Genomic DNA, 20,222 nt, shown 5'->3' with positions numbered 1-20,222 from the left:
GCTCACGCGACCGTCCCCTCCAGCTCACCGCACCGGACCGGCCATGTGCGCAGTATTCAGCACGATGGCCCTGGTCGGCACGACGTTCACGATCACAGGGTGATCTCGTTCGCCTTCGGCCGAGGCCCCCTGATCGTCGTCCCACCCTTTTTACTCACCAGGGAGGGCGAGCTCGAACCACACGGTTTTCCCGGTCCCGCCTACACGTGTACCCCAGCGGCGGGCGGAACGGGCGACGAGCTGGAGGCCCCGGCCACCCTCGTCGTCGGGTCCGGCCAGGCGGGTGGTGGGCCATTCCGGGAGCGGATCGGAGACCTCCACACGGAGGGTGGGGGCGTCCCCGGATCCGTTCCCGGACCCGCCACCGGACCCGTTCCCGGACCCGTTCCCGGACCCATTCCCGGATCCATGCCCGTTCCCGGACCCGTTCCCGTCGGAGTGACGGCGCACCAGACGGACGCCGATGGGGCCGGAGGCATAACGCAGCGAGTTGGTCACCAGTTCGCTGACCAGGAGGACGGTCACATCCCCGAACGCGCCGTCGAGCCGCCAGGTCCGCAGGGTGTCCCGCACCGCGTGGCGGGCTGTGCGCACGGCATTGGCTTCGGCCGGGAAATGCCACTCGGCACAATCGCCTTCGGTGTCGATCACGAGACCCACGTCCTATTTCGGGGGTTACTACCGACATACCCGAATCTGGAAAGGGATATCGCGACGGCGACGCCAGGGGTGGGACGGGGTGGCACGAACGGCGTACGGGATGCCGGGACGGCGCGACTCCTTACGCCCGCGGGTCAGGACGCCGGGGAGTTCGCGGGCAGCAGCCGGGCGGCGGCCTCGGCGACGGCGGGACGGTCCTGGTCGAGCCAGTCGACGGAGTCCAGTTCGTCGCGGGTCAGCCAGCGCAGCTCGTCGTGCTCCTGCTGCGGCGCCGGCCGGCCGGAGCGGAGACGGACGGCCCACACCCACAGGACGTAGCCGGGCTTGAGCACCCACTCACCGGGGACGCGCTCGCCGATCTCGGTCTCGACGCCCAGCTCTTCGCGCAGCTCCCGGACCAGGGCTTCCTCGGAGCTCTCCCCCGGTTCGCGCTTGCCGCCGGGCAGTTCCCAGCGGCCCGCGAGTTCGGCGGGGGTGCTGCGGCGCGCGGCGAGCAGCCGGCCCTCGTCGACGAGGGCCCCGGCGACCACCACGACGGGGTCGGTGCGCTGTTCTGTCATGGACGGAGCGTAGACCTCGGGCGGATCAGAGGGCGGGCTGCCCGATGCGCTCGACCCAGTAGGTCTGCTTGTGGCCGCGGTCGTCGAAGCTGTCGGCGATCCGCTGCGCCTCGTCCTGAGTCGCGTACCGGCCGACGCGGTAGCGGTTGCCGTTGTCGTCCTGCCGGATGACCAGCCAGGCCAGGTCGGAGCCGCTGTCAGTCATCGGACTTCCCCCTCCACCGCTCCGGTCGCACGCCACGAGCCCCGGAAATCGCGATCCGCATATGCCCGAGCTTACGCCCGACCTTTACTCAGCGGATACGGATTTTTACGAAGAGGAAAGTATCCGGCCAGGATTCCGGGTGGTGCGGTCAGCGGACCGGCAGATGGTACGCCAGCTTGTAGCGGTCGGCCGGGACGACGACGTCGGCGGTCTCGACCGCGCGCCCCGAGGCGTAGTACGTCCGCTCGATCACCAGCACCACATGGCCCGGCACCCCGCCGAGGGCCATCAGCTCCCCCGCGACCCCGGGTCTGGCGGAGACCTCCTCCACCACGTTGTCCACGACGACGTCGATCGCGGCCATCCGCTCGACGACGCCGCAGCCGCCCAACGGCCCTTCCTCGGGCAGCATCACCGGCGTCCGGCCGGTGACGGCGAGCGGCTCCCAGGAGGTGGAGAGCATCATCGGCTCGCCTCCGTCCCGGTACACGTACCGGGTGCGCATCACGCGCTCCCCCACCTCGACGCCGAGCCGCTCGGCGGTCTCCGCCGTCGCCGGCTCCTGCTCGCTGGCCGACTCCCAGGTGCCGCGCACCCCCTCGACCGCCTGCTCCTGGCGGAAGGGGCTGGCCCCGCCGGCGGGGCGGTATCCGGAGCGGGCGATCGGGCGCGGCACGGGCCGCTCGCGCACGTACGTCCCCGAACCGGAGCGCCCCTCGACGAGCCCCTCGGCCATGAGGACCTTGCGCGCCTCCAGTGCGACGGTGTCCGACACCCCGTATTCCTCGCGGATGCGGGCCTGCGAGGGGAGTCGGGCGTGCGGGGGAAGCGCGCCGTTGGCGATCTTCTCCCGGAGATCGCTCGCCACGCGTAGATAAGCGGGCTGGTCACCGAACGTCACTGGACACTCCCCTCAGCTTGACTGTGAGCCACAGCGTTGCAACCGAGGGTGCGCACCCGCAAGCATGGGCCAAAGTTTCACTCGAAGTGATGATTCACCTTTACGCGGGCCCTTACCGCGGGTATAGCCACCGAACTCCCGTCGGAATTCCCGGACCGGCCGTCAGACCTTCTCCGCGCTGCCGGCGTCGCCACTGCCACTGCCACTATCGCTACCGCTGTCACTGTCGCTCTCGCTGTCGGCCCCCGGCGGCACCGTCTGGAGGTGGAGCGCGGAGCGCGAGGCCACTTCCTTCTCCATCGACAGCGCTTCGAACGCCTCGTCATATGCCTCCCAGAAGACGTCCGCGTCATCCGCCGTGGCCATCCGGTGCCAGCTGCGCGCGGCCGTGTCCAGGTCCTTCGTCAGCAGTGCGATCCGCGAGTCGGCGGGGTCGGACCAGTCCTGCCCGCGCAGATCGGCGGACGCCGTCGTGACCGCGCTGTGCACCGCGCGGGCCCACTTCTTGTTGACGTCCAGGTCCTCGTCCGCGTCCTCTTCCGGCTCCGTCATGAGCGCCTGGTCGACCGCGTTCATGGTCTTGAGGTAGTGCAGCTGCTGGGAGTCGAGCGTGCTCGCGTCCTGGCGTACGGAACGTTCGAGGAGCTCCCCGTCGGAGACGAGCGCGCAGATCACCGTGCGGTCCCCGTCCCGCCAGCTCTCCTTGACGGGGGCGAAGTAGTAGATGCCCACGGATTCGGGCAGGTCCCAGGTGTCCATCGCGTACGCGTCGTTGAGCTGCCCGCAGCGCTCCTCGGCGATCTGGTCGATCACGTTCACGCCCGGCCACGTGGTGAATTCCTTCACCTTGAAGCGCCCCGTGACCTCGCCCTCGTGCGGCCGGGTGCAGGGCACCGTGTCGACCTTGTCGACGGGCTCCTGCGAGTCGAGGTCCGCGAGGAAGCAGTCGCCCTTCTCCAGGTTCAGGGTGTACGCCGAGGAGGAGGCGTCCTCCATGCCGTCCCGGAAGCCCCGCCAGAAGTCGGCGAACGCGCCCGTCGCGAAGGCCAGCACCATCAGCAGGCTGGAGACCGCGGACAGGGCGATGCCGGTGATGGCGAGGCCCTTGCCGCGCTGCCGCTTCTTCTTCATCCGGGGCAGCGCTATCAGGCCGAGGACCAGTCCGAGCGGCGGCAGACAGCACACGGCGCCGCTGACGAGCGAGGCGATCGCGAGCCCGCTGGTCTGGGGTGCGGCCGGAGGCGGCGTCCCGTACGGGCCCACGCCGGGCCCGTAGGGGCCGTACGGGCCGGGCATCGGCGAGGTGTACGGGCCCGGCGCCCCGTACGGGCCGGGCGGCGGGCTCCCGTACAAGCCGGGCACCGGACCCTGACCGGCCCCCGGCACGGCTCCAGCTCCCGGCCCGGCCCCGGACCCGGCCCCGGCCCCGGGGTCCGCCCCGACCCCGGACCCGGCCTCCGGGGCGGAACCCTGACCAGCCCCGGGCGTGGCCCAGGGCGAGGCGCCGGACGCGGGTTCCGGGGAGGACTGCCCCGGCTGCTGGGGCGGCTGCGGGGCCGGGGAATCCTGCGGCGGCTGGGAGGGGTCCACGAGTACGGTGCTCCTCATCAGGGGCGGGAATTCGAATTCGAACGGGCGCGCGCATCGTACGCGTTTCGGGGACAAGGGGGCGATCGGGTTGCGGGGTACGACGGTGCGAGCGGTCAACCGGCTGACGGCGCGTTGGGCCGGTGCCCTGCCGCCCGGCGGTGACACGGTCCTGTCGGCGGCCGGCGTCTGGCCGCTGCTGGCCTTCCTCGCGGACGGCGCGGCCGGTCCCGCCCGCGCCGAACTGGCCGACGCCCTCGGCCTGCCCGCCGAGGACGCGGCGGACGCGGGCCGTGATCTGCTCGCCGGACTCGGCCGGATCCCCCGCACCGGCACGGCCGTCGGTCTGTGGACCCGGCCGACGGTGACCCTGCGCCAGGAGTGGGCCGCCGGCCTGCCCGACGCGACCCTCGGGCGGCTCGGCGCGGACGACGCCGCGAACCAGGAACTCCTGGACGCGTGGGCGGCCGAGCGCACGGGCGGTCTGATCCCGGCGATGCCCGTCGCCGTCGACCCGGCCACGGAGCTGGTGCTTGCCGCCGCGCTGGCGGTGCGGACGAGCTGGCTGCGGCCCTTCCGGGAGGGCGGCCTGTTCCCCGAGTCCGGCCCGTGGGCCGGGCGCGAACTCGTGGGGCTCTATCGCACCACCGGCCTGCTCGACCGGGTCGGCGTGGCCGAGACCGGTGCCGGCCCGCTGACCGTCCTGAAGGTGCTGGGCGACACGGGCGTGGACGTGCATCTGCTGCTCGGCCCCGAGGAGACGGAACGCGGCGCGGTGCTGCGCGCCGGGCTCGACGTCCTGGCCGGGGTGCACCGGGCCGTTCCGGGCGGGGCGCTGCCGCCGGGCGAGCCCGGCCCGGGCGTCACGGTCCGCACCGTCCGCAGCACGACGCGCGAGCCGTACCTCTCGGTCACGACCTCGCCGTTCGCGCTCACCGGCGACCACGATCTGACCGAGCTGCCCGGGGTGTTCGGCCTGTCGAGCGCGCTGGACGCCACCCGCGGCCACTTCCCAGGCGTCGCCGACCACCCGCCGCTTTCCGTGGGGCAGGCCCGCCAGGCGGCGATGGCCCGGTTCGGCGCGCAGGGCTTCGAAGCCGCCACGGTGACGGCGTTCGGCCTCGTCGGCGCGGGAATGCCGATGCGGCCGTACCTGGTCCGGGCGGTCGACGTGGACTTCGACCGGCCCTTCGGCTTCCTCGCCGTACACCGCACGTCGCGGCTGGTCCTGACGGCGGGCTGGGTGCACGAGCCGGTGCCGTACACCTTCGACGAAGACGAAGAAGAGTGAGGGCGGTCGCCGTCACGGCGACCGCCCTCGTCATGCACTCGGCCACTCGGCCACTCGGCCACTCGGCCACTCGGCCGCTCAGCCACTCAGGCACTCAGGCACTCAGGGCTGTCAGAACTGCAGCGCCCAGGAGTTGATCCGGCCGTTGTCGTACGTGTAGTTGTCCGTGACCCGCAGCTTCCACGTGCCGTTCGCGACCTCGGAGGAGGCGTTGACGGTGTACGTGGTGTTGATGTCGTCGGTGCTGCCGCCGGTGCCGAACGCCTTCAGCGTGTAGGCCGAGCCGTCGGGGGCGATCAGCTGGACCTGGAGGTCACCGATGTAGGTGTGGGTGATGTTCACCGGGACCTGGAGGGTGGCCGGGGCGTTGCCGGTGACCCCGGTGACGGAGATCGGGGACTCCACGGTCGCGTTGTCGTTGATCGTGTAGGCCGTGTTGTTCTCGAAGCGCTTGCCGGCGGGCGGCGTGGTGTCGCCGGTGCCCGTGTAGAGCAGCCGGTTCGGGGAGCCGGTGCCGGGGCTGGTCACCACGTTCGGAGTGGCGGCCGTGGTGAGGGCCGTCGAGACCTGGGCCGGGCTGGCGGTCGGGTTGGCCGCCAGGTACAGCGCGGCGGCGCCCGCGACGTGCGGGGTGGCCATCGACGTACCGGAGATGGTGTTGGTGGCCGTGTCGCTGGTGTTCCAGGACGAGGTGATGGACGAGCCGGGCGCGAACAGGTCCAGGCCGGCACCGTAGTTGGAGTAGCTGGCCTTGGCGTCGGTGGACGTCGTCGCGCCGACGGTGATGGCCTCGGCGACGCGCGCAGGCGAGTGGTTGGCGGCGTTGTCGGTCTCGTTGCCGGCGGCGACCGCGTACGTGACACCGGAGGCGATCGAGCGGCGGACGGCGTCGTCGAGGACGGTGTCGACCCCGCCGCCGAGGCTCATGTTGGCGACGGCCGGCTTCACGGCGTTCGCGGTCACCCAGTCGATGCCGGCGACGACCTGCTCGGTGGTACCGGAGCCGGAGTTGTCGAGGACGCGGACGCCGACGATCTTCGCCTTCTTGGCGACGCCGTACGAGTTGCCCGCGACGGTGCCGGCGACGTGCGTGCCGTGGCCGTGGCCGTCCTGGGCGGTGTTGTCGTTGTCGATCGCGTCGTAGCCGTAGGAGGCGCGGCCGCCGAGGTCGCTGTGCGTGATGCGGACGCCGGTGTCGATGATGTACGCGGTGACGCCCTGCCCGGCGGTGTCCGGGTACGCGTAACTCTGGTTGAGCGGCAGCGCCTTCTGGTCGATCCGGTCGAGGCCCCAGGACGGCGGCGAGGGCTGCGTGCCGTCGATGGTGAAGCGGCGGTTCTGGCTGACGGAGGCCACGGCCGGGTCGGCGGCGAGCTTCTTGGCCTGCGCTTCGGAGAGTTCGACGGAGTAGCCGTTGAGCGCGGCGCGGTAGGTCCGCTTGATCTTGGCGCCGAACTTCGTCGCGACGGCCCGGCCCTGCGGCGAGTCCGCGCGGGCGGCGGAGTCGCGGAGGGTGACGATGTAGCTGTCGGCGACGGTCCCTTCCGCGCCGGCGTTCAGGACGACGCCTTCGGCGGGACCGCCGGCGGCGGTGGCCGGGACGGCGGAGAGGGAGCCGAGGGCGAGGGCGGCGACGGCTATGGCGCCGGCCGCGGCGAGCCTGCGGCGCGAGTCACGCATCACGGACATGCGAGGGGTCCTCCTCATAGGTGGTGCGCTGCTGTGGGGGTACGGCACCGGGGGCGGGGCTGGGGTGGTGCCGGGGTCGTGCCGGATTGACGGACGACAACAAATCTTCATGAACATGACAAGCCTGCGCAGAGAGATCCGCGCCGCTCATCACGTCCGGGGTGCTGACGAAAGATTGACCGATTCATAGGAATCGCACAAGGGTCCCGAGCGTCGCGCCACACGTCCGTCACACGGCTGACAGACTCGCGATCATGACGACCTACGTGTGCTCCCGCTGCCAGGTCCACTCCCCCGCGTCCGCTCTCACCTGGTGCTGCCCGCGCTGCCGGGGCCCCTGGGACCTCGACTTCACCAGTGCTCCCGTGGACCTCACGTCCCTTGCGTCCCGCGTGAATTCACTGTGGCGTTACGCCGAGGCACTCCCGCTCGCCACCGAGATCCCGCACATCAGCCTCGGCGAGGGCCGCACACCCCTGGTCCCGCTGACCGACACGGTCGCGGCCAAACTCGACTTCCTCTCCCCGACGTTGTCCTTCATGGACCGCGGCGCCGTCATGCTGGCCGAACTGGCCCGGCGGCTCCAGCCCGACGCGGTCGTCGCCGACAGCAGCGGCAACGCCGGTACGGCGGTGGCCGCTTACTGCGCCCGCGCCGGCCTCGACTGCTCCGTGTACGTCCCCGAGGGCACGTCGCCGAAGAAGCTGGAGCAGATCCGCGCACACGGCGCCCATGTCGTGGTCGTCCCCGGCGACCGCGAGGCGACGGCGCACGCGGCACGCCAAGCCGCCGACACAACCGGGGTGTTCTACGCCTCGCACGTCTACAACCCGCACTTCCTGCACGGCACGAAGACCTACGTGTACGAGCTGTGGGAGGAACTCGGCGGCCGGCTCCCGGACACGCTGGTCGTCCCCGTCGGCAACGGCACCCTGCTGCTCGGATCGGCCCTCGCCGTCGAGGAGTTGTACGGCCACGGGCTCGTCGAACGCCGCCCCGCGCTCGTCGCGGTGCAGGCCGAGGCGGTCGCGCCGCTGGCCGCCGCCTTCCACGCGGGCGCCGACGACCTGCCCGAACCGGCCGCGGCCCGGCCCACCCTGGCCGAGGGCATCGCCATCCCGAACCCGCCGCGTGCCGCGCAGATCCTCCGCGCGGTCCGCGCCACCGGCGGCACCTTCCACACGGTGACGGAGGCTCAGATCAGGTCGGCTCAGCTCGACTTGGCCCGGCGCGGGCTGTACGTGGAGCCGACCGGCGTCGCCTGCTGGGCCGCCGTACGCGCCACCGCGCCGCGCCCCGGCACCACGGTCGTACCGCTGTGCGGGGCCGGCGCGAAGACGGGCCTCGCGGCCGCGCCGGAAGAGGGGAACCGGCCTCAGTCGGTCCAGTAGGTGTCGTGCTCGGCGAAGAACGCGGCCCGCTCCTCGTCCGTCATCTCACCGACCGTCGACACCTTCTCGAAGTACTCCTCGCGCGGCGCGCCCGGCGCGAACAGCAGGAGCATGGAGGCGGGTTCGTCGGCGTCGTTGCGGAAGCCGTGCAGGCCGCCGACCGGCACGTACAGGAAGTCGCCCTTCTTCGCGTCGACCCAGCGGTCGCCGTCGTAGAGCCGGACGGTGCCGTCGAGGATGAAGAAGCTCTCGGAGATCGTGCGGTGGAAGTGGGTGGCCGGCCCGCCCGCCTTCGGCGGCATGTCGACCTTGTAGAGCCCGAACTCCCCGTCGGTGGAGGCGGTGGTGGCGAGATAGTGCGTCCGCTGGCCGCGCGGCGAGACGAACTCGGGCGGGGTGCCGGCCGGGCGGAAGGAGGCGTTGATCTCGCCGCTCTCACCCTGATAGCGGACTTCGGGGTACGACATGGGCTCGCTCCGTTGCGTCGAAGATCGTCAAGCCCCTTGTTCGTACACCACGGCCGGCCCCGCCGTCGCCATCCACTCCGAGCCCAGCCGGCCGGCCGCGATCAGGGTCACGGCCAGGCCCAGGGCCAGCAGCGCGGGCCGGCGGCCGCGCAGCAGCGCCCAGACGACGAGCGCGAGCGCGGGCGTACCGAACAGCAGCACCGGCAACTGCACCCAGAACACGCTGAGGTCCCGCCCTTCCCCCTCGAACCCCCCGGCCAGGGCGGGACCAGCGCCGCTCCCCCAGGCCAGGAGTCCGGTCAGGAAGCCGCCCAGGAGGGCGAGACAACCGATTCCGTCCTTCATGACGTGGGGGACGTACGGGAGGCCGTTCGGGTTCCGGCCCGCGGGGCTCGGACCCGTCGCCCACGACGTGCCGGCTCAGGACTCGTCGGCTCAGAACTCGTCGGCTCAGAACTCGTCGGCTCAGAACTCGTCGGCGCCGTTGCGGAGCTCGTACGTCCAGTAGCCGGTCTTCGCGACGGCCTCGTCCACGGCGAGACCGCCGGCCGGGGCCTTGACGTCGACGCTGCCCTCGGTGGGCTCGCTGCCGGTGAAGAAGTTGACGCTGAAGGAGGTGACGACCTTGTTGTCCTCGTGGGCACCGCCGTTGGCGACCCGCACGTTGGCGTACGCCGCCGTGCCGGACCGCAGGACGACCGGCGCGCCCGGCTTGCTCTTCGCGACCGGCGGGATGTCCTTCGCGGTCTGGATCTGGCCGAAGGCGAGCAGCGGGTAGCCGTCGAGGCGGCAGGTGCGGCCGGAGGTGTTGGTCGCGGTGAGCTCGATGTGCTCGGTCGGGACCTCGTCGGCCTTCCGCATCGTGACCTTCACGTCCTTGAAGGTGCAGCTCGGGGTCTTGCCGGCGGTCGCGCCCGCGGGCTTGGCGGCGGCCTGGGCCGCGCCCTTGCCGCCGGTGGCCGCGCCGCCGGAGGTCGTGGTGGTGCCGGCGGTGGTGGCACCGGTCGTGCCCGTGGTGCCGGACGCCTGCCCGGCGGGGGCGGCCGGGGCGTCGGCGGGCGCGGAGGCGGAGGAAGAGGAGACGGCCGCGGCACCCTCGTCCCGGCCCTTGTCGTCCGTGCCGCCGCAGGCGGTGAGTCCCAGCGACAGCGCGGCGACGGCGGCAACGGCGAGGACGGTGTTCTTGGAGTTCCTACGGTGGGTACGCATGGTCCTTCTTCCCCCGGTTCAGTTCGGACGGCCCCGCACTCGGTGCCGTCACTACTGTCGCGCCCACCCTTGCCGTCCGGCTTGCGTACCGCTAACGCCCTCTTACCGCCCGCCTACCTGCGGCTTTCCGCACATGTCGGCGGAGCGGCCGACCCGAGGCCCAAGCGGTCGGCCGGCGGTCGCCCCGAGTCCCGGGTGGTCAGCCGGCGCCCTGGCCCGTGGCCTCCGCGACGCCCAGCCGCGCCTGCTCCTCCTCGACGATCAGGCGGGCCAGTTCGGTGTCCGACACGTCGACCGCGTCGGGATCGGCCTCGGCGACGGCGCTGCGGCGGGCGTACGCGTCGAAGAGACGGTCCTTCTTCTCCAGCATCGCGACCAGGCGCTCGTCCACGCCCCCGGTGGTGAGCAGCCGGTGCACGCGTACGGGCCTGACCTGGCCCATCCGGTGGGCCCGGGCCACCGCCTGGTGCTCGATGGTCGGCTTGATCTGCGGTTCGCAGAGGATGACGACGGAGGCGGCCTGCATGTTGAGTCCGACGCCGGCCGCCTGGATCTGCGCCAGGAGCACCGCAGGACCGGGCACGGCGGCGAAGTCGTCCACGATTCCCTGCCGACGCGCGGCCGGGACACCGCCGTCGAGCGGGCCGAACACGGGGACGCGGTCTCCGAGGGCGGGGTCCGCGGCGAGTTCGTCCCGCACCATGCTCAGCACGTCACGGAAGTACGAGAAGACCACCGTCTTCTGCCCGTTCTCGCCGGCCTCGCGGACGATCTCGCGCAGCCGCTCCAGCTTGGCCGACTTTTCGGGGCGCAGATAGCCGGCCCTGCGCATCGCCATGAAGTTGCCGGCGCTCACGGCCTCGCGGTAGGCCTCCTCGTCCGACGCGCTCGGCTCCTCCCACTCGTCGGTGCGCTGGAGGCTGGGGAGTTCGGTGAGCACGTCGTCCTGGTTGCGCCGGAGATAGACGGGCGCGACGGCCTTGCGGAAGGCGACCGACCCCACCGGCGTGCCCTGCCCGCCGGGCCCGCCGAGGGTGTCCGCGACGCCGGTGTCGAGCATCCGGACCAGGTTGCGGAACTCCGCGACCCGGTTCTCCATCGGGGTGCCGGTCATGAACAGGGCGCGCTCGCAGCGCTCCGCCCACAGCGCGACCGCCTGGGACCGCTTGGCCTGCGGGTTCTTCACCGCGTGCGCCTCGTCGACGACGATGAGCCCGACCTCCCCGCCGGCCGGCGCCGGAAACCCGCGCAGCGCCTCGTACGTGGTCACCCCGACCCCGCCCCGGCCCTTCCAGTCGGCGAACGCGTCGTGGCGGTCGGGGCCGTGGAGCACCAGGACGCGCAGGGCGCTGCGGGCCTCGATCTCCCGGGTCCAGTTGACGAGGACGCTCGCCGGGCAGACGACGAGGAAGTGGCTCCGTCCTTGGGCGGCGAGGTGCGCGAGGACGGCGATCGCCTGGATGGTCTTCCCGAGCCCCATCTCGTCGCCGAGTATCACCTTGCGCTGGGCGAGCGCGAACCGCGCGCCGAACGCCTGGTAGCCGCGCAGCGAAACCCGCCGGTGCGTGTCGTCGAGCCGTTGGTCCCGTACCCGCTCGGCGATCCCTTCCGGCAGGAAGCCCTCGGCGGCCGCGGCGTCCGGCAGCCGCCCGGAGATCTCGGCGAGCAGGCTGTAGTACTCGGCGGAGCGCAGCTCGAAGTCCACCCAGGCCGCGACGCCCCCGTCATCGGCCGAGGGCCCGCGCAGCAGATCCACCGAGGCCTGGGCGAACAGCCCGGGCAGGCCCGCGTCCACCGCCTCGTCCGTCAGCGCACGGAGCCCGTCGACCGCCGCCAGGGCGCGGTCCCGCTTCTCCCGCCCGGCCAGCAGCATCCCGAGGCGCCCGGCGGCGGGCTTCGCGTCGGCGAGCAGCGGGCCGAGCCGTTCGGCCAGGGCCGTGGCCCGGTCCACCGCGCGCCGGGCGTCCGGGCCGGCCTCCACCAGCACGTGCAGGGCCGTGACGAGCGCGGTGGTGTCCGGCGTCGGCCGGTCCACGTCGATGTGCACGGCCACCACGTCGTGCACGGCCTCGGCCAGCCGGCGCGCGGCGGCGAGCATCTGGTCGGCGGTGCGCTGCCCGACGCCGGGGATCTGCCGCAGCCGGTAGGGCCCTGCGTCCAGCACCCGGCCGACCGTGCCGAACCCGTTCTTCTCGACGTACCCCAGCCGCAGCCGCCCCTCGGTGACGTCCTGCAGCCGGGCGACGGGAATGGCGTCGAGCTCCCGCGCGACCGCCGCGTCGTGGATCGGCTTCAGCGCGGCCCGTACCGCCTCGACGGCCCGCCCGTGATCCCCGACCGCACCCTGCGCGGCCTCGTACAGCCGCGCCCCGGCGGCGACAACCCCCCGCTCCCCACGCCCCACGCGCCGCCCCTCTCTCACAGTCCCCGCATCCTCCCACCCGCCTGCGACACCTCCGAGAACGCGGTTACGGAGCCCCCATCCAGCAACGATCCGACACGGCGACGATGTACCCGGCATCCCGGTCGAGGACATCATGAGGGAGACGCCGGCACGCGCTGAGTGAGTACCACCCTCGTCCCCCGGCCCGGCGCGACGACCGCCGCCTACAGGTGGGCGACTACCGCGTGATCTACACGATCGACGACGGCGAACCGGTGGTGCGGGTGGTGCACCTCGGACATCGCTCCACCGTCCACGCACCTGAAACACCCCGTCGCCAGGTCGGACCACCCGACGCGGAAACGCCGAAGGGGCCGGGCTCCCGCTTGAGTTCTAGCGGTCGTTGCAACACCCCAGTTCAAGGGGTGGCATGGACTTCGAGATCCGTGAGAATCGGCAGCCGCAGGGGCGTAAGAAGTTGTCGCGTGAGCGGGAGGCATACTCCCGACTCATGCGGCAGGGCGTGAGCAACCGGGAAGCGTGCCGGATCGTCGGAATCGACCGGCGGACCGGCCGGAAGTGGCGCAACGGACGTCACGCGCAGGGAAACCGGAAGGCACTGCCACCGATCAGCATGGTGGCAGTGCCTTCGGGTCCGTCCCGGTATCTGTCCGAGGACGATCGGATCCATATCGCGGACCGCTTGCGGGAGAAGGCGACGGTGAGGGCGATCGCGGCCGAGCTGGGCCGCAGTCCGTCCACGGTCAGCCGTGAGATCCGCCGCAACCGCCACCAGGCGAGCGGTGCCTACCGCCCGCACGCGGCCCAGGTCCGGGCGGACGCCCGCCGGCCCCGCCCCAAGCCCCGCAAGATCCTTAAGAACCCGGAGCTGCGCGAGGCCGTCCAGGCGATGCTGGACGAGAAGTGGAGCCCCGAGCAGATCTGTCACGCTCTGCGGGTCCAGTTTCCCGACCGTCCGGAGATGCACGTGGTCCACGAGACCGTCTACCAGGCGCTCTACGTCCAGGGCAGAGGCCAGCTGCGGCGCGAGCTCGCCGCCGCCCTGCGCTCCGGGCGGGCCCGTCGCAGGCCCCAGCGGCAGGCCAACTGCCGCCAGCCCCGCTTCACCACACCGATGGTCATGATCAGCGAACGCCCCGCCGAGATCGAGGACCGGGCCGTGCCCGGTCACTGGGAGGGCGATCTGATCATCGGCAAGGACGGCAAGTCCGCGATCGGCACCCTGGTCGAGCGCGCGACCCGCTACGTCATGCTGCTGCACCTGCCCGGCGATCACGGCGCCGAAGCCGTCCTCGCCGCTCTGACGGCGACCGCCCGGACGCTGCCCGGCCATCTGAAGCGGTCTTTGACCTGGGACCAGGGATCGGAGATGGCCCGGCACGGCGAGTTCACCCTCGCCACCGACATCCCGGTCTACTTCTGCGACCCGGCCAGTCCCTGGCAGCGCGGCTCGAACGAGAACACCAACGGTCTGCTGCGGCAGTACTTCCCCAAGGGCACCGACCTGTCCGTCCACGACCCCGAACACCTGGCCGCCGTCGCCGACCAGCTCAACCGCCGCCCACGCAAAACGCTCGGCTGGGAAACCCCAGCCGAGCGCCTGCATAAACTCATCGCGGCCTAAACAACCGACCACGTGTTGCAACGACCCCTAGAAACCGCCCGAGAGCCCGGCCCCTTCGGCGTCACCGGTGTGCCACGTCGGCGACGTGGCGCGATCCCCGAGGGATCAGACGTTGAAGCGGAACGTTCAGCGCAGAGCTGTGACCTGCGAAAACGCGGCTCCGAACGCGGCTATCCAGCACCCGTCCAGCACGGTGCGCACTTATCCAGCACATCCAGCACCACATGACCGCCCCCATTTCGGCAGTGGTGTACACATGGCACACTCGGTACGCTTGAGCGCATGACGCAGCCACTGCCCATAGAGTCCATTCGCGATGTGCGCGCACACCTGGCCGAGGTGGTTGAGCGAGCCGATCGGGACGACGTCCCCACAGTGATCACACGCCGGGGCAAGGAAGTGGCCGCGGTCGTCTCCATCGAGGTTCTGCGCAAGTACCAGGAGTGGGAAGAGCGCGAGATCAACCGGATCATCGACGAGCGCATGGCCAATCCGGCACCTGGCATCCCGATCGAGGACATCATGAGGGAGACGCTGGCGCGCGGTGAGTGAGTACCGAACCGTCTTCCGCCCCGAGACGCAGGCCGAGCTCCGGAAGTTCCCTCGCGACATGGCACTACGCATCCTCGCCAAGCTGACCGAGCTGGAGAGCGACCCCCTCGGCTTCAACACGACCGCGCTCGTGTCGCAGCCGGAACGCCGTCGACTGCGAGTCGGCGACTACCGAGTCGTCTGCACGATCGACAACGGGGAGCTCGTGGTCTGGGTGGTACACGTCGGGCATCGCTCCACCGTTTACGACACGTGAACTCAGCTGATCCGACGTCAGAATATCCAGCACCCATCCAGCACGGTAACGACGAAGGGGCCGGCTCCGGGAGGAGTCGACCCCTTCCGACCTGCACACTTGACGGATCACCTAGCGTGCAGCAACAGGTTGGTCACACGTTGAAGCGGAACTCCACCACGTCGCCGTCCTGCATCACGTACTCCTTGCCCTCCATGCGGGCCTTGCCCTGGGAGCGGGCGTCGGCGACCGAGCCGGCGGCGAGGAGGTCGGCGAAGGAGATGACCTCGGCCTTGATGAAGCCCTTCTGGAAGTCGGTGTGGATGACACCGGCGGCCTCGGGGGCGGTGGCGCCCTTCTTGATGGTCCAGGCGCGGGATTCCTTCGGGCCGGCCGTCAGGTAGGTCTGCAGGCCCAGGGTGTCGAAGCCGACGCGGGCGAGGGTGGCCAGGCCCGGCTCCTCGGCGCCCACGGACTGGAGGAGCTCCATGGCGTCCTCCTCGTCCAGCTCGGCCAGGTCGGCCTCCAGCTTGGCGTTGAGGAAGATCGCCTCGGCGGGGGCGACCAGGGCGCGCTGCTCGTCCTTGAAGGCGTCGTCCGTCAGCTCGTCCTCGTCGACGTTGAAGACGTAGAGGAAGGGCTTGGTGGTGAGCAGGTGCAGGTCGTGCAGCAGCTCGGCCTTCTCCGAGCCCTGGAGGACGCCCTGCGAGAAGAGGGTGTCGCCGCGCTCGAGGATCTCCTTGGCCGCCTCGACGGCCGCGACCTTCGGGCCGACGTCCTTCTTGATCCGGGACTCCTTCTGGAGGCGCGGGAGGACCTTCTCGATGGTCTGGAGGTCGGCGAGGATCAGCTCGGTGTTGATCGTCTCGATGTCGTCCTTCGGCGAGACCTTGCCGTCGACGTGGACGACGTTCTCGTCCTTGAAGGCGCGGATGACCTGGCAGATCGCGTCGGACTCGCGGATGTTCGCGAGGAACTTGTTGCCCAGGCCCTCGCCCTCGCTCGCGCCGCGCACGATGCCCGCGATGTCGACGAAGTCGACGGTCGCCGGGAGGAGGCGCTGCGAGCCGAAGATCCCGGCGAGCTGGGCGAGACGCGGGTCGGGGACGCCGACGACGCCGACGTTGGGCTCGATCGTGGCGAACGGGTAGTTGGCCGCCAGCACGTCGTTCTTGGTCAGGGCGTTGAACAGGGTCGACTTGCCGACATTCGGCAGGCCGACGATTCCGATCGTGAGCGACACGGTGGCGACTTCCCTAGAAGCAGTGGATGCGAATGTCCCCAGTTTACGGGGGCACGGAACCGGGCCCGGACGGTGCTCTTCGCGCCAAGGTCACCCAAAGGGCGTGTCCCGAACCTGGTTCCCGGCCCGTTCCGACCTACGTTGGTGGGGTGGAGCAGCAGCACAGAACACGCGAACCGCAGGCCCGCCGCCCCGCCGCGGGCCGGCCGCAGAGCCCCCCGGCCCCGCCCGGCGCGCTCGTCGAGGGCGCGGCGGTCTACCGGGTCGCCGCGAAACCGCGCCCCGGCCGCCCCCGGGTCCAGCGGCCCGCGCCGCCGGTGGTCGCGGCGCTGCGCCGGCTGCCCAACCCCCGGCTCACCGGGCTCGGCGCCGGGCTCTTCGCCTCGGCCGTGATGCTGGTGATCGGGTTCCTCGACTGGCTGCTGTTCGGCGGCTCCCCCGCCGTCTACGGCCTGCTGTTCCTGCCGGTCAGCGCCCTGACCGCGGCCTGGGTACGGACCGCCGACCTGGTCACCGCCCCCATCGGGGTGCCGATCGCGTTCGCCGTCGGCGTCGTGCCCGTCTCGGGCGGTACGGGCGGGATCGGCGGCCAGGCCATGGCGCTGGTGACGGCGCTGGCCGTGCACGCCGGGTGGCTGTACGGCGGCACCCTCGTCGCCGGTCTCGTCGCGAGCGTACGGAAGGTACGGGCCATGAACCGCCGCCAGCGCGGCCCCGCCGGCCCGGGCGGGCAGCCTCCCGTACGGCCGGTGCGCCGCCCCGCCCCCGAGCGGAGCTAGCCCCCGGACTGCCCTCGCCCTCGGCGAAAAGGCGACTAACCGACCCGCGCCGACATCGCCGCGCCGACGATCCCCGCGTTGTTCTGGAGCTGCGCCGGCACGATCTCCGCCGTGATGCCCTCGATCAGCGGCAGGAACTTGTCGGCCTTCCGGCTGACACCGCCGCCGATGATGAACAACTCCGGCGAGAACAGCATCTCCACGTGCTCCAGGTACTTCTGGAGCCGCCGGGTCGCCCAGTGTTCCCAGCTCAGGTCCTCGTCCTCGCGCGCCTTCGACGAGGCGCGCTTCTCGGCGTCGTGGCCCTTGAGCTCCAGGTGCCCCAGCTCGGTGTTGGGGACGAGGACGCCGCCGCGGAAGAGGGCGGAGCCGATGCCGGTGCCGAGGGTGAGCAGGATGACGGTGCCCTCGCGGCCCCGGCCGGCGCCGAAGGACATCTCGGCGATGCCGGCGGCGTCGGCGTCGTTGAGGACGGTGACGGGCAGGCCGCCGAGCCGGTCGCCGAGGAGCTTGCCGGCGTCGACGCCGATCCAGCGCTTGTCGACGTTGGCGGCGGTACGGATCGTGGAACCGGTCACGACGCCGGGGAAGGTGACGCCGATCGGCCCGGACCAGCCGAAGTGGCTGACCACCTCGACGACGCGGCCCGCGACGTCGTCGGGCGTCGCGGGCTGCGGGGTGAGTACCTTGTGGCGGGCCTGGGCCAGGTCGCCGCGGGTCAGGTCCACGGGGGCGCCCTTGATGCCCGAGCCGCCGATGTCCACTCCGAAGACGTTCATGGACTCCACGTTACGGGCAGGAGCGCTCCGTCACGCCCCGAAACTCCCGGGCGGGCGAGGCGCCGGCACCGGCTTCGGCACCGGCGCCCGCGCCCCGGTCCGTCACTCCTTGCCGAGCGTCTCCGCGACGGCCCGCAGGTCCTTGTCGCGCAGTTCCTTCGGCAGCGAGAAGGTCAGCGACTCGTCGGCCGTCTTGACCAGCTCCACGTCCAGGTAGTCGCGCCGCGACAGCCACTCCAGGACCTCCTGGACCAGCACGTCCGGCACCGACGCGCCCGAGGACAGGCCGACCGTGGTGACGCCCTCCAGCCAGCTCTCGTCGATCTCGCTCGCGAAGTCGACAAGATAGGCGGCGGGGGCGCCGGCCTGCAGGGCGACGTCGACCATGCGCTGCGAGTTCGAGGAGTTCTTCGAGCCGACGACGATCACCAGATCGGAGTCGCCGGCCAGCTCCTTGATGGCGGTCTGGCGGTTCTGCGTCGCGTAGCAGATGTCGTCGGACGGCGGGGAGATCAGCCCGGGGAAGCGCTCCTTGAGCGCGTCGACCGTCTCCATGGTCTCGTCGACGGAGAGCGTGGTCTGGGAGAGCCAGACGACCCGGGACGGGTCGCGGACCTCGACCTTCGCGACATCCGCGGGGCCGTCGACGAGCTGGATGTGGTCGGGGGCCTCGCCGGAGGTGCCGACGACTTCCTCGTGGCCCTCGTGGCCGATGAGGAGGATGTCGAAGTCGTCCTTCGCGAACCGCACGGCCTCCTTGTGGACCTTGGTGACCAGCGGGCAGGTGGCGTCGATGGTGGCGAGGCGGCCGAGGCGGGCCTCCTCGTGGACGGTCGGGGCGACACCGTGCGCGGAGAACATCACGATGTTGCCCGGCGGGACCTCGGTCGCCTGGTCGACGAAGATCGCGCCCTTCCGCTCCAGGGTCTGTACGACGTACTTGTTGTGGACGATCTCGTGCCGGACGTAGATCGGGGCGCCGTACTGCTCCAGGGCCTTCTCCACGGCGATCACGGCACGGTCCACACCCGCGCAGTAGCCGCGGGGGGCGGCGAGCAGGACACGCTTCGGGCTGGCGGACGCGGGCGTCGACGCGGGCGTAGCAGTCATGCGTCCCATCGTAAGGCCGCGCCGGTCGGCGTTTTGGTCAGCCGATTGCCCGGCGGCGTGGCCGAGACTGACCCCATGGCGGACCCCCTGGCCCCGGACACCCCGGACGCTCCGAACACCCCGGCGGCCGAGCACGAGCAGCTGCGGCGCGCGCTCGGATTCCGCGATCTGGTCGTCTACGGGCTCCTCTTCATCGCGCCCATGGCCCCGGTCGGCGTCTTCGGCACGCTGGACGCGAAGTCGCGCGGCGCGGTGGCGCTGGTCTACCTGGTGGCGACGGTCGCGATGGCGTTCACGGCGTTCAGTTACGCGCAGATGGTGCGGGTCGTGCCGCAGGCCGGGTCGGTCTTCGCGTATGCGCGGAGGGCGCTGGGCGAGGGCACCGGTTTCGTCGCGGGCTGGATGGCGATGCTCGACTATCTGCTCATCCCGGCCGTCGCGTATCTCTTCGCGGGCATCGCGATGGAGGCGCTGGTGCCGCAGGTGGACCGGTGGATCTGGACCGGGATCGCGGTCGTCGTCACCACGCTGCTCAATCTGTGGGGCGTACGGGCGGCGGCCCGGGTCGGCTTCGCGGTCCTCGCGATGGAGATCGTGGTGCTGCTGGTCTTCATGGTGTCCGCGGTCGTCGTGCTCGCCCGGGACGGGGCGCGCCGCGAGTGGTGGTCGCCGCTCGTCGGGGACCACGGGTTCTCGGCGGTCGCGGTCCTGGGCGCGGTGTCGGTGGCGGTCCTGTCGTACCTCGGCTTCGACGCGATCGCGACCTTCGCCGAGGAGGTGACCGGCGGCTCGGCGAAGGTGGCGCGGGCGGTGCTGTTCTGCCTGGCGCTGGCCGGTGTGCTGTTCGTGGCGCAGACCTGGCTGGTGGCGCTGCTCGAACCGGTGACCTCGGCGGAACTGGCCGCGAACCCGGCGCTCCAGGGCGCGGCGTTCTACGACGCGGTCGACGTGTCGGTGGGCGGCTGGCTGCACGATCTGGTCGCGGTGTCCAAGGCGATCGGCGCGGCCTTCGCGGCGCTCGCCGGGCAGGCGGCGGGCGCGCGGCTGCTGTTCGCGATGGGCCGCGGCCGGCGGCTGCCGCGGGCGCTGGCCCGTACGGACGGGGGCGTGCCACGGGTCGCGCTGCTGGTGGCGGCGACGATCACGCTGGTCGCCGCGGTGTGGGCGGCGCGCCGGGACAACGGGCTCGACGAGCTGGTGTCGGTGGTCAACGTCGGGGCGCTCACCGCCTTCGTCCTGCTGCACGCGAGCGTGGTGGGGTGGTTCGCGGTGCGCCGGATGGAGGGGCCGCCGCGCTGGCTGCCGCACGTGGTGGCGCCGGTGGTAGGCGCGGCGATCCTGATCGCGGTGATCGTGGAGGCGTCGCCGTCGGCGCAGGTGGTGGGCGTGGTGTGGCTGGGCGTGGGGCTGGTGATCCTGGCGGTGCAGGGGGCGCGGCGGGAGGTGTGAGGGTCCGGAGGCCCACCGGACCCCGGCTCGCGGACCCCGGCTCGCGGACCCCGTACGCCGGACACCGGACACCGGACACCGGCTCCC

General features: G+C 71.7%; 20 protein-coding genes and 1 pseudogene. 8 read left to right on the top strand and 13 right to left on the bottom strand.

Annotated features, from left to right (window positions below; all coding sequences use genetic code 11):
- Positions 1–150: 150 nt before the first annotated feature.
- The 5 genes from ABZ693_RS24965 to ABZ693_RS24945 form a co-directional block, all read right to left on the bottom strand.
- Entirely contained in the window at positions 151–651 is a 501-nt protein-coding gene (locus tag ABZ693_RS24965) for an ATP-binding protein (RefSeq protein ID WP_359881245.1), read from the bottom strand.
- A gap of 143 nt (positions 652–794) precedes the next feature.
- On the bottom strand, positions 795–1,220 hold the full coding sequence (locus ABZ693_RS24960; RefSeq protein ID WP_359881242.1) for a (deoxy)nucleoside triphosphate pyrophosphohydrolase: 426 nt from the start codon (positions 1,218–1,220) through the stop codon (positions 795–797).
- A gap of 25 nt (positions 1,221–1,245) precedes the next feature.
- Positions 1,246–1,425, bottom strand: a complete 180-nt coding sequence (locus tag ABZ693_RS24955; protein ID WP_359881239.1) for an SPOR domain-containing protein — start codon at positions 1,423–1,425, stop codon at positions 1,246–1,248.
- A gap of 148 nt (positions 1,426–1,573) precedes the next feature.
- On the bottom strand, positions 1,574–2,326 hold the full coding sequence (locus tag ABZ693_RS24950; protein WP_359881237.1) for a GntR family transcriptional regulator: 753 nt from the start codon (positions 2,324–2,326) through the stop codon (positions 1,574–1,576).
- A 162-nt stretch (positions 2,327–2,488) separates the two neighbouring features.
- Positions 2,489–3,679 carry a DUF4190 domain-containing protein gene (locus ABZ693_RS24945; RefSeq protein WP_359881234.1) on the bottom strand — a complete coding sequence of 397 codons (1,191 nt, stop codon included), beginning with the start codon at positions 3,677–3,679 and terminating at the stop codon, positions 2,489–2,491.
- A 340-nt stretch (positions 3,680–4,019) separates the two neighbouring features.
- Here ABZ693_RS24945 and ABZ693_RS24940 point away from each other — a divergent pair, with 340 nt between their 5' ends.
- Complete coding sequence (locus ABZ693_RS24940; RefSeq protein ID WP_359881232.1) at positions 4,020–5,204, top strand: serpin family protein; 1,185 nt, start codon at positions 4,020–4,022, stop codon at positions 5,202–5,204.
- A gap of 111 nt (positions 5,205–5,315) precedes the next feature.
- Here the strand turns inward: ABZ693_RS24940 and ABZ693_RS24935 are convergent, their stop codons facing one another.
- A complete protein-coding gene (locus ABZ693_RS24935; protein WP_359881229.1) occupies positions 5,316–6,893 on the bottom strand; it encodes a S8 family peptidase in 1,578 nt (525 codons plus the stop codon).
- Positions 6,894–7,147: 254 nt separating this feature from the next.
- Here ABZ693_RS24935 and ABZ693_RS24930 point away from each other — a divergent pair, with 254 nt between their 5' ends.
- On the top strand, positions 7,148–8,284 hold the full coding sequence (locus ABZ693_RS24930) for a threonine synthase (protein ID WP_359881226.1): 1,137 nt from the start codon (positions 7,148–7,150) through the stop codon (positions 8,282–8,284).
- On the opposite strand, the gene ABZ693_RS24925 is transcribed toward ABZ693_RS24930, so the two are convergent.
- From ABZ693_RS24925 to ABZ693_RS24910, 4 genes are all read right to left on the bottom strand, one after another.
- On the bottom strand, positions 8,269–8,751 hold the full coding sequence (locus tag ABZ693_RS24925; protein WP_359881223.1) for a cupin domain-containing protein: 483 nt from the start codon (positions 8,749–8,751) through the stop codon (positions 8,269–8,271). The genes ABZ693_RS24930 and ABZ693_RS24925 overlap by 16 nt on opposite strands.
- A 27-nt stretch (positions 8,752–8,778) precedes the next feature.
- Positions 8,779–9,096 carry a hypothetical protein gene (locus tag ABZ693_RS24920; RefSeq protein WP_359881220.1) on the bottom strand — a complete coding sequence of 106 codons (318 nt, stop codon included), beginning with the start codon at positions 9,094–9,096 and terminating at the stop codon, positions 8,779–8,781.
- A 120-nt stretch (positions 9,097–9,216) separates the two neighbouring features.
- Positions 9,217–9,960: a DUF4232 domain-containing protein gene (locus ABZ693_RS24915; RefSeq protein ID WP_359881217.1), complete on the bottom strand. Its 744-nt coding sequence runs from the start codon at positions 9,958–9,960 to the stop codon at positions 9,217–9,219.
- Positions 9,961–10,159: 199 nt separating this feature from the next.
- Positions 10,160–12,364: a DEAD/DEAH box helicase gene (locus ABZ693_RS24910; RefSeq protein WP_359881215.1), complete on the bottom strand. Its 2,205-nt coding sequence runs from the start codon at positions 12,362–12,364 to the stop codon at positions 10,160–10,162.
- Between the two features lie 191 nt (positions 12,365–12,555).
- Here ABZ693_RS24910 and ABZ693_RS24905 point away from each other — a divergent pair.
- From ABZ693_RS24905 to ABZ693_RS24890, 4 genes and pseudogenes are all read left to right on the top strand, one after another.
- Positions 12,556–12,660 (top strand): annotated as a pseudogene (locus ABZ693_RS24905) (type II toxin-antitoxin system RelE family toxin); the annotation flags it as partial.
- Between the two features lie 113 nt (positions 12,661–12,773).
- On the top strand, positions 12,774–13,988 hold the full coding sequence (locus ABZ693_RS24900) for an IS30 family transposase (protein WP_359881213.1): 1,215 nt from the start codon (positions 12,774–12,776) through the stop codon (positions 13,986–13,988).
- Between the two features lie 282 nt (positions 13,989–14,270).
- Positions 14,271–14,540 (top strand): type II toxin-antitoxin system Phd/YefM family antitoxin, encoded by a 270-nt coding sequence (locus ABZ693_RS24895; RefSeq protein WP_019434848.1) that lies wholly within the window; start codon positions 14,271–14,273, stop codon positions 14,538–14,540.
- Positions 14,533–14,796 (top strand): type II toxin-antitoxin system RelE family toxin, encoded by a 264-nt coding sequence (locus tag ABZ693_RS24890; RefSeq protein WP_359881210.1) that lies wholly within the window; start codon positions 14,533–14,535, stop codon positions 14,794–14,796. The genes ABZ693_RS24895 and ABZ693_RS24890 overlap by 8 nt, the downstream gene beginning before the upstream one ends.
- Before the next feature lie 133 nt (positions 14,797–14,929).
- Here ABZ693_RS24890 and ychF read toward each other — a convergent pair whose 3' ends face one another.
- The gene (gene ychF, locus ABZ693_RS24885) at positions 14,930–16,018 is read right to left on the bottom strand and encodes a redox-regulated ATPase YchF (RefSeq protein ID WP_359881208.1); all 1,089 of its coding nucleotides are present in this window, start codon (positions 16,016–16,018) and stop codon (positions 14,930–14,932) included.
- Between the two features lie 149 nt (positions 16,019–16,167).
- On the opposite strand from ychF, the gene ABZ693_RS24880 reads away from it, so the two are divergent.
- Positions 16,168–16,797 carry a DUF6542 domain-containing protein gene (locus ABZ693_RS24880; RefSeq protein WP_435842525.1) on the top strand — a complete coding sequence of 210 codons (630 nt, stop codon included), beginning with the start codon at positions 16,168–16,170 and terminating at the stop codon, positions 16,795–16,797.
- Between the two features lie 35 nt (positions 16,798–16,832).
- On the opposite strand, the gene ppgK is transcribed toward ABZ693_RS24880, so the two are convergent.
- Both ppgK and ABZ693_RS24870 read right to left on the bottom strand, forming a co-directional pair.
- Positions 16,833–17,576, bottom strand: a complete 744-nt coding sequence (gene ppgK, locus ABZ693_RS24875) for a polyphosphate--glucose phosphotransferase (RefSeq protein WP_359881205.1) — start codon at positions 17,574–17,576, stop codon at positions 16,833–16,835.
- A 102-nt stretch (positions 17,577–17,678) separates the two neighbouring features.
- The gene (locus tag ABZ693_RS24870) at positions 17,679–18,695 is read right to left on the bottom strand and encodes a 4-hydroxy-3-methylbut-2-enyl diphosphate reductase (RefSeq protein ID WP_359881202.1); all 1,017 of its coding nucleotides are present in this window, start codon (positions 18,693–18,695) and stop codon (positions 17,679–17,681) included.
- Between the two features lie 66 nt (positions 18,696–18,761).
- On the opposite strand from ABZ693_RS24870, the gene ABZ693_RS24865 reads away from it, so the two are divergent.
- Positions 18,762–20,135: an APC family permease gene (locus tag ABZ693_RS24865; protein WP_359881199.1), complete on the top strand. Its 1,374-nt coding sequence runs from the start codon at positions 18,762–18,764 to the stop codon at positions 20,133–20,135.
- Positions 20,136–20,222: the final 87 nt, after the last annotated feature.

The organism is Streptomyces laurentii (genome assembly GCF_040635425.1).
GTDB classification, from domain to species: Bacteria; Actinomycetota; Actinomycetes; order Streptomycetales; family Streptomycetaceae; genus Streptomyces; species Streptomyces laurentii.
The sequence above is the reverse complement of the archived record's forward strand: the minus strand, read 5'-3'. Positions and strand labels throughout refer to the sequence as shown.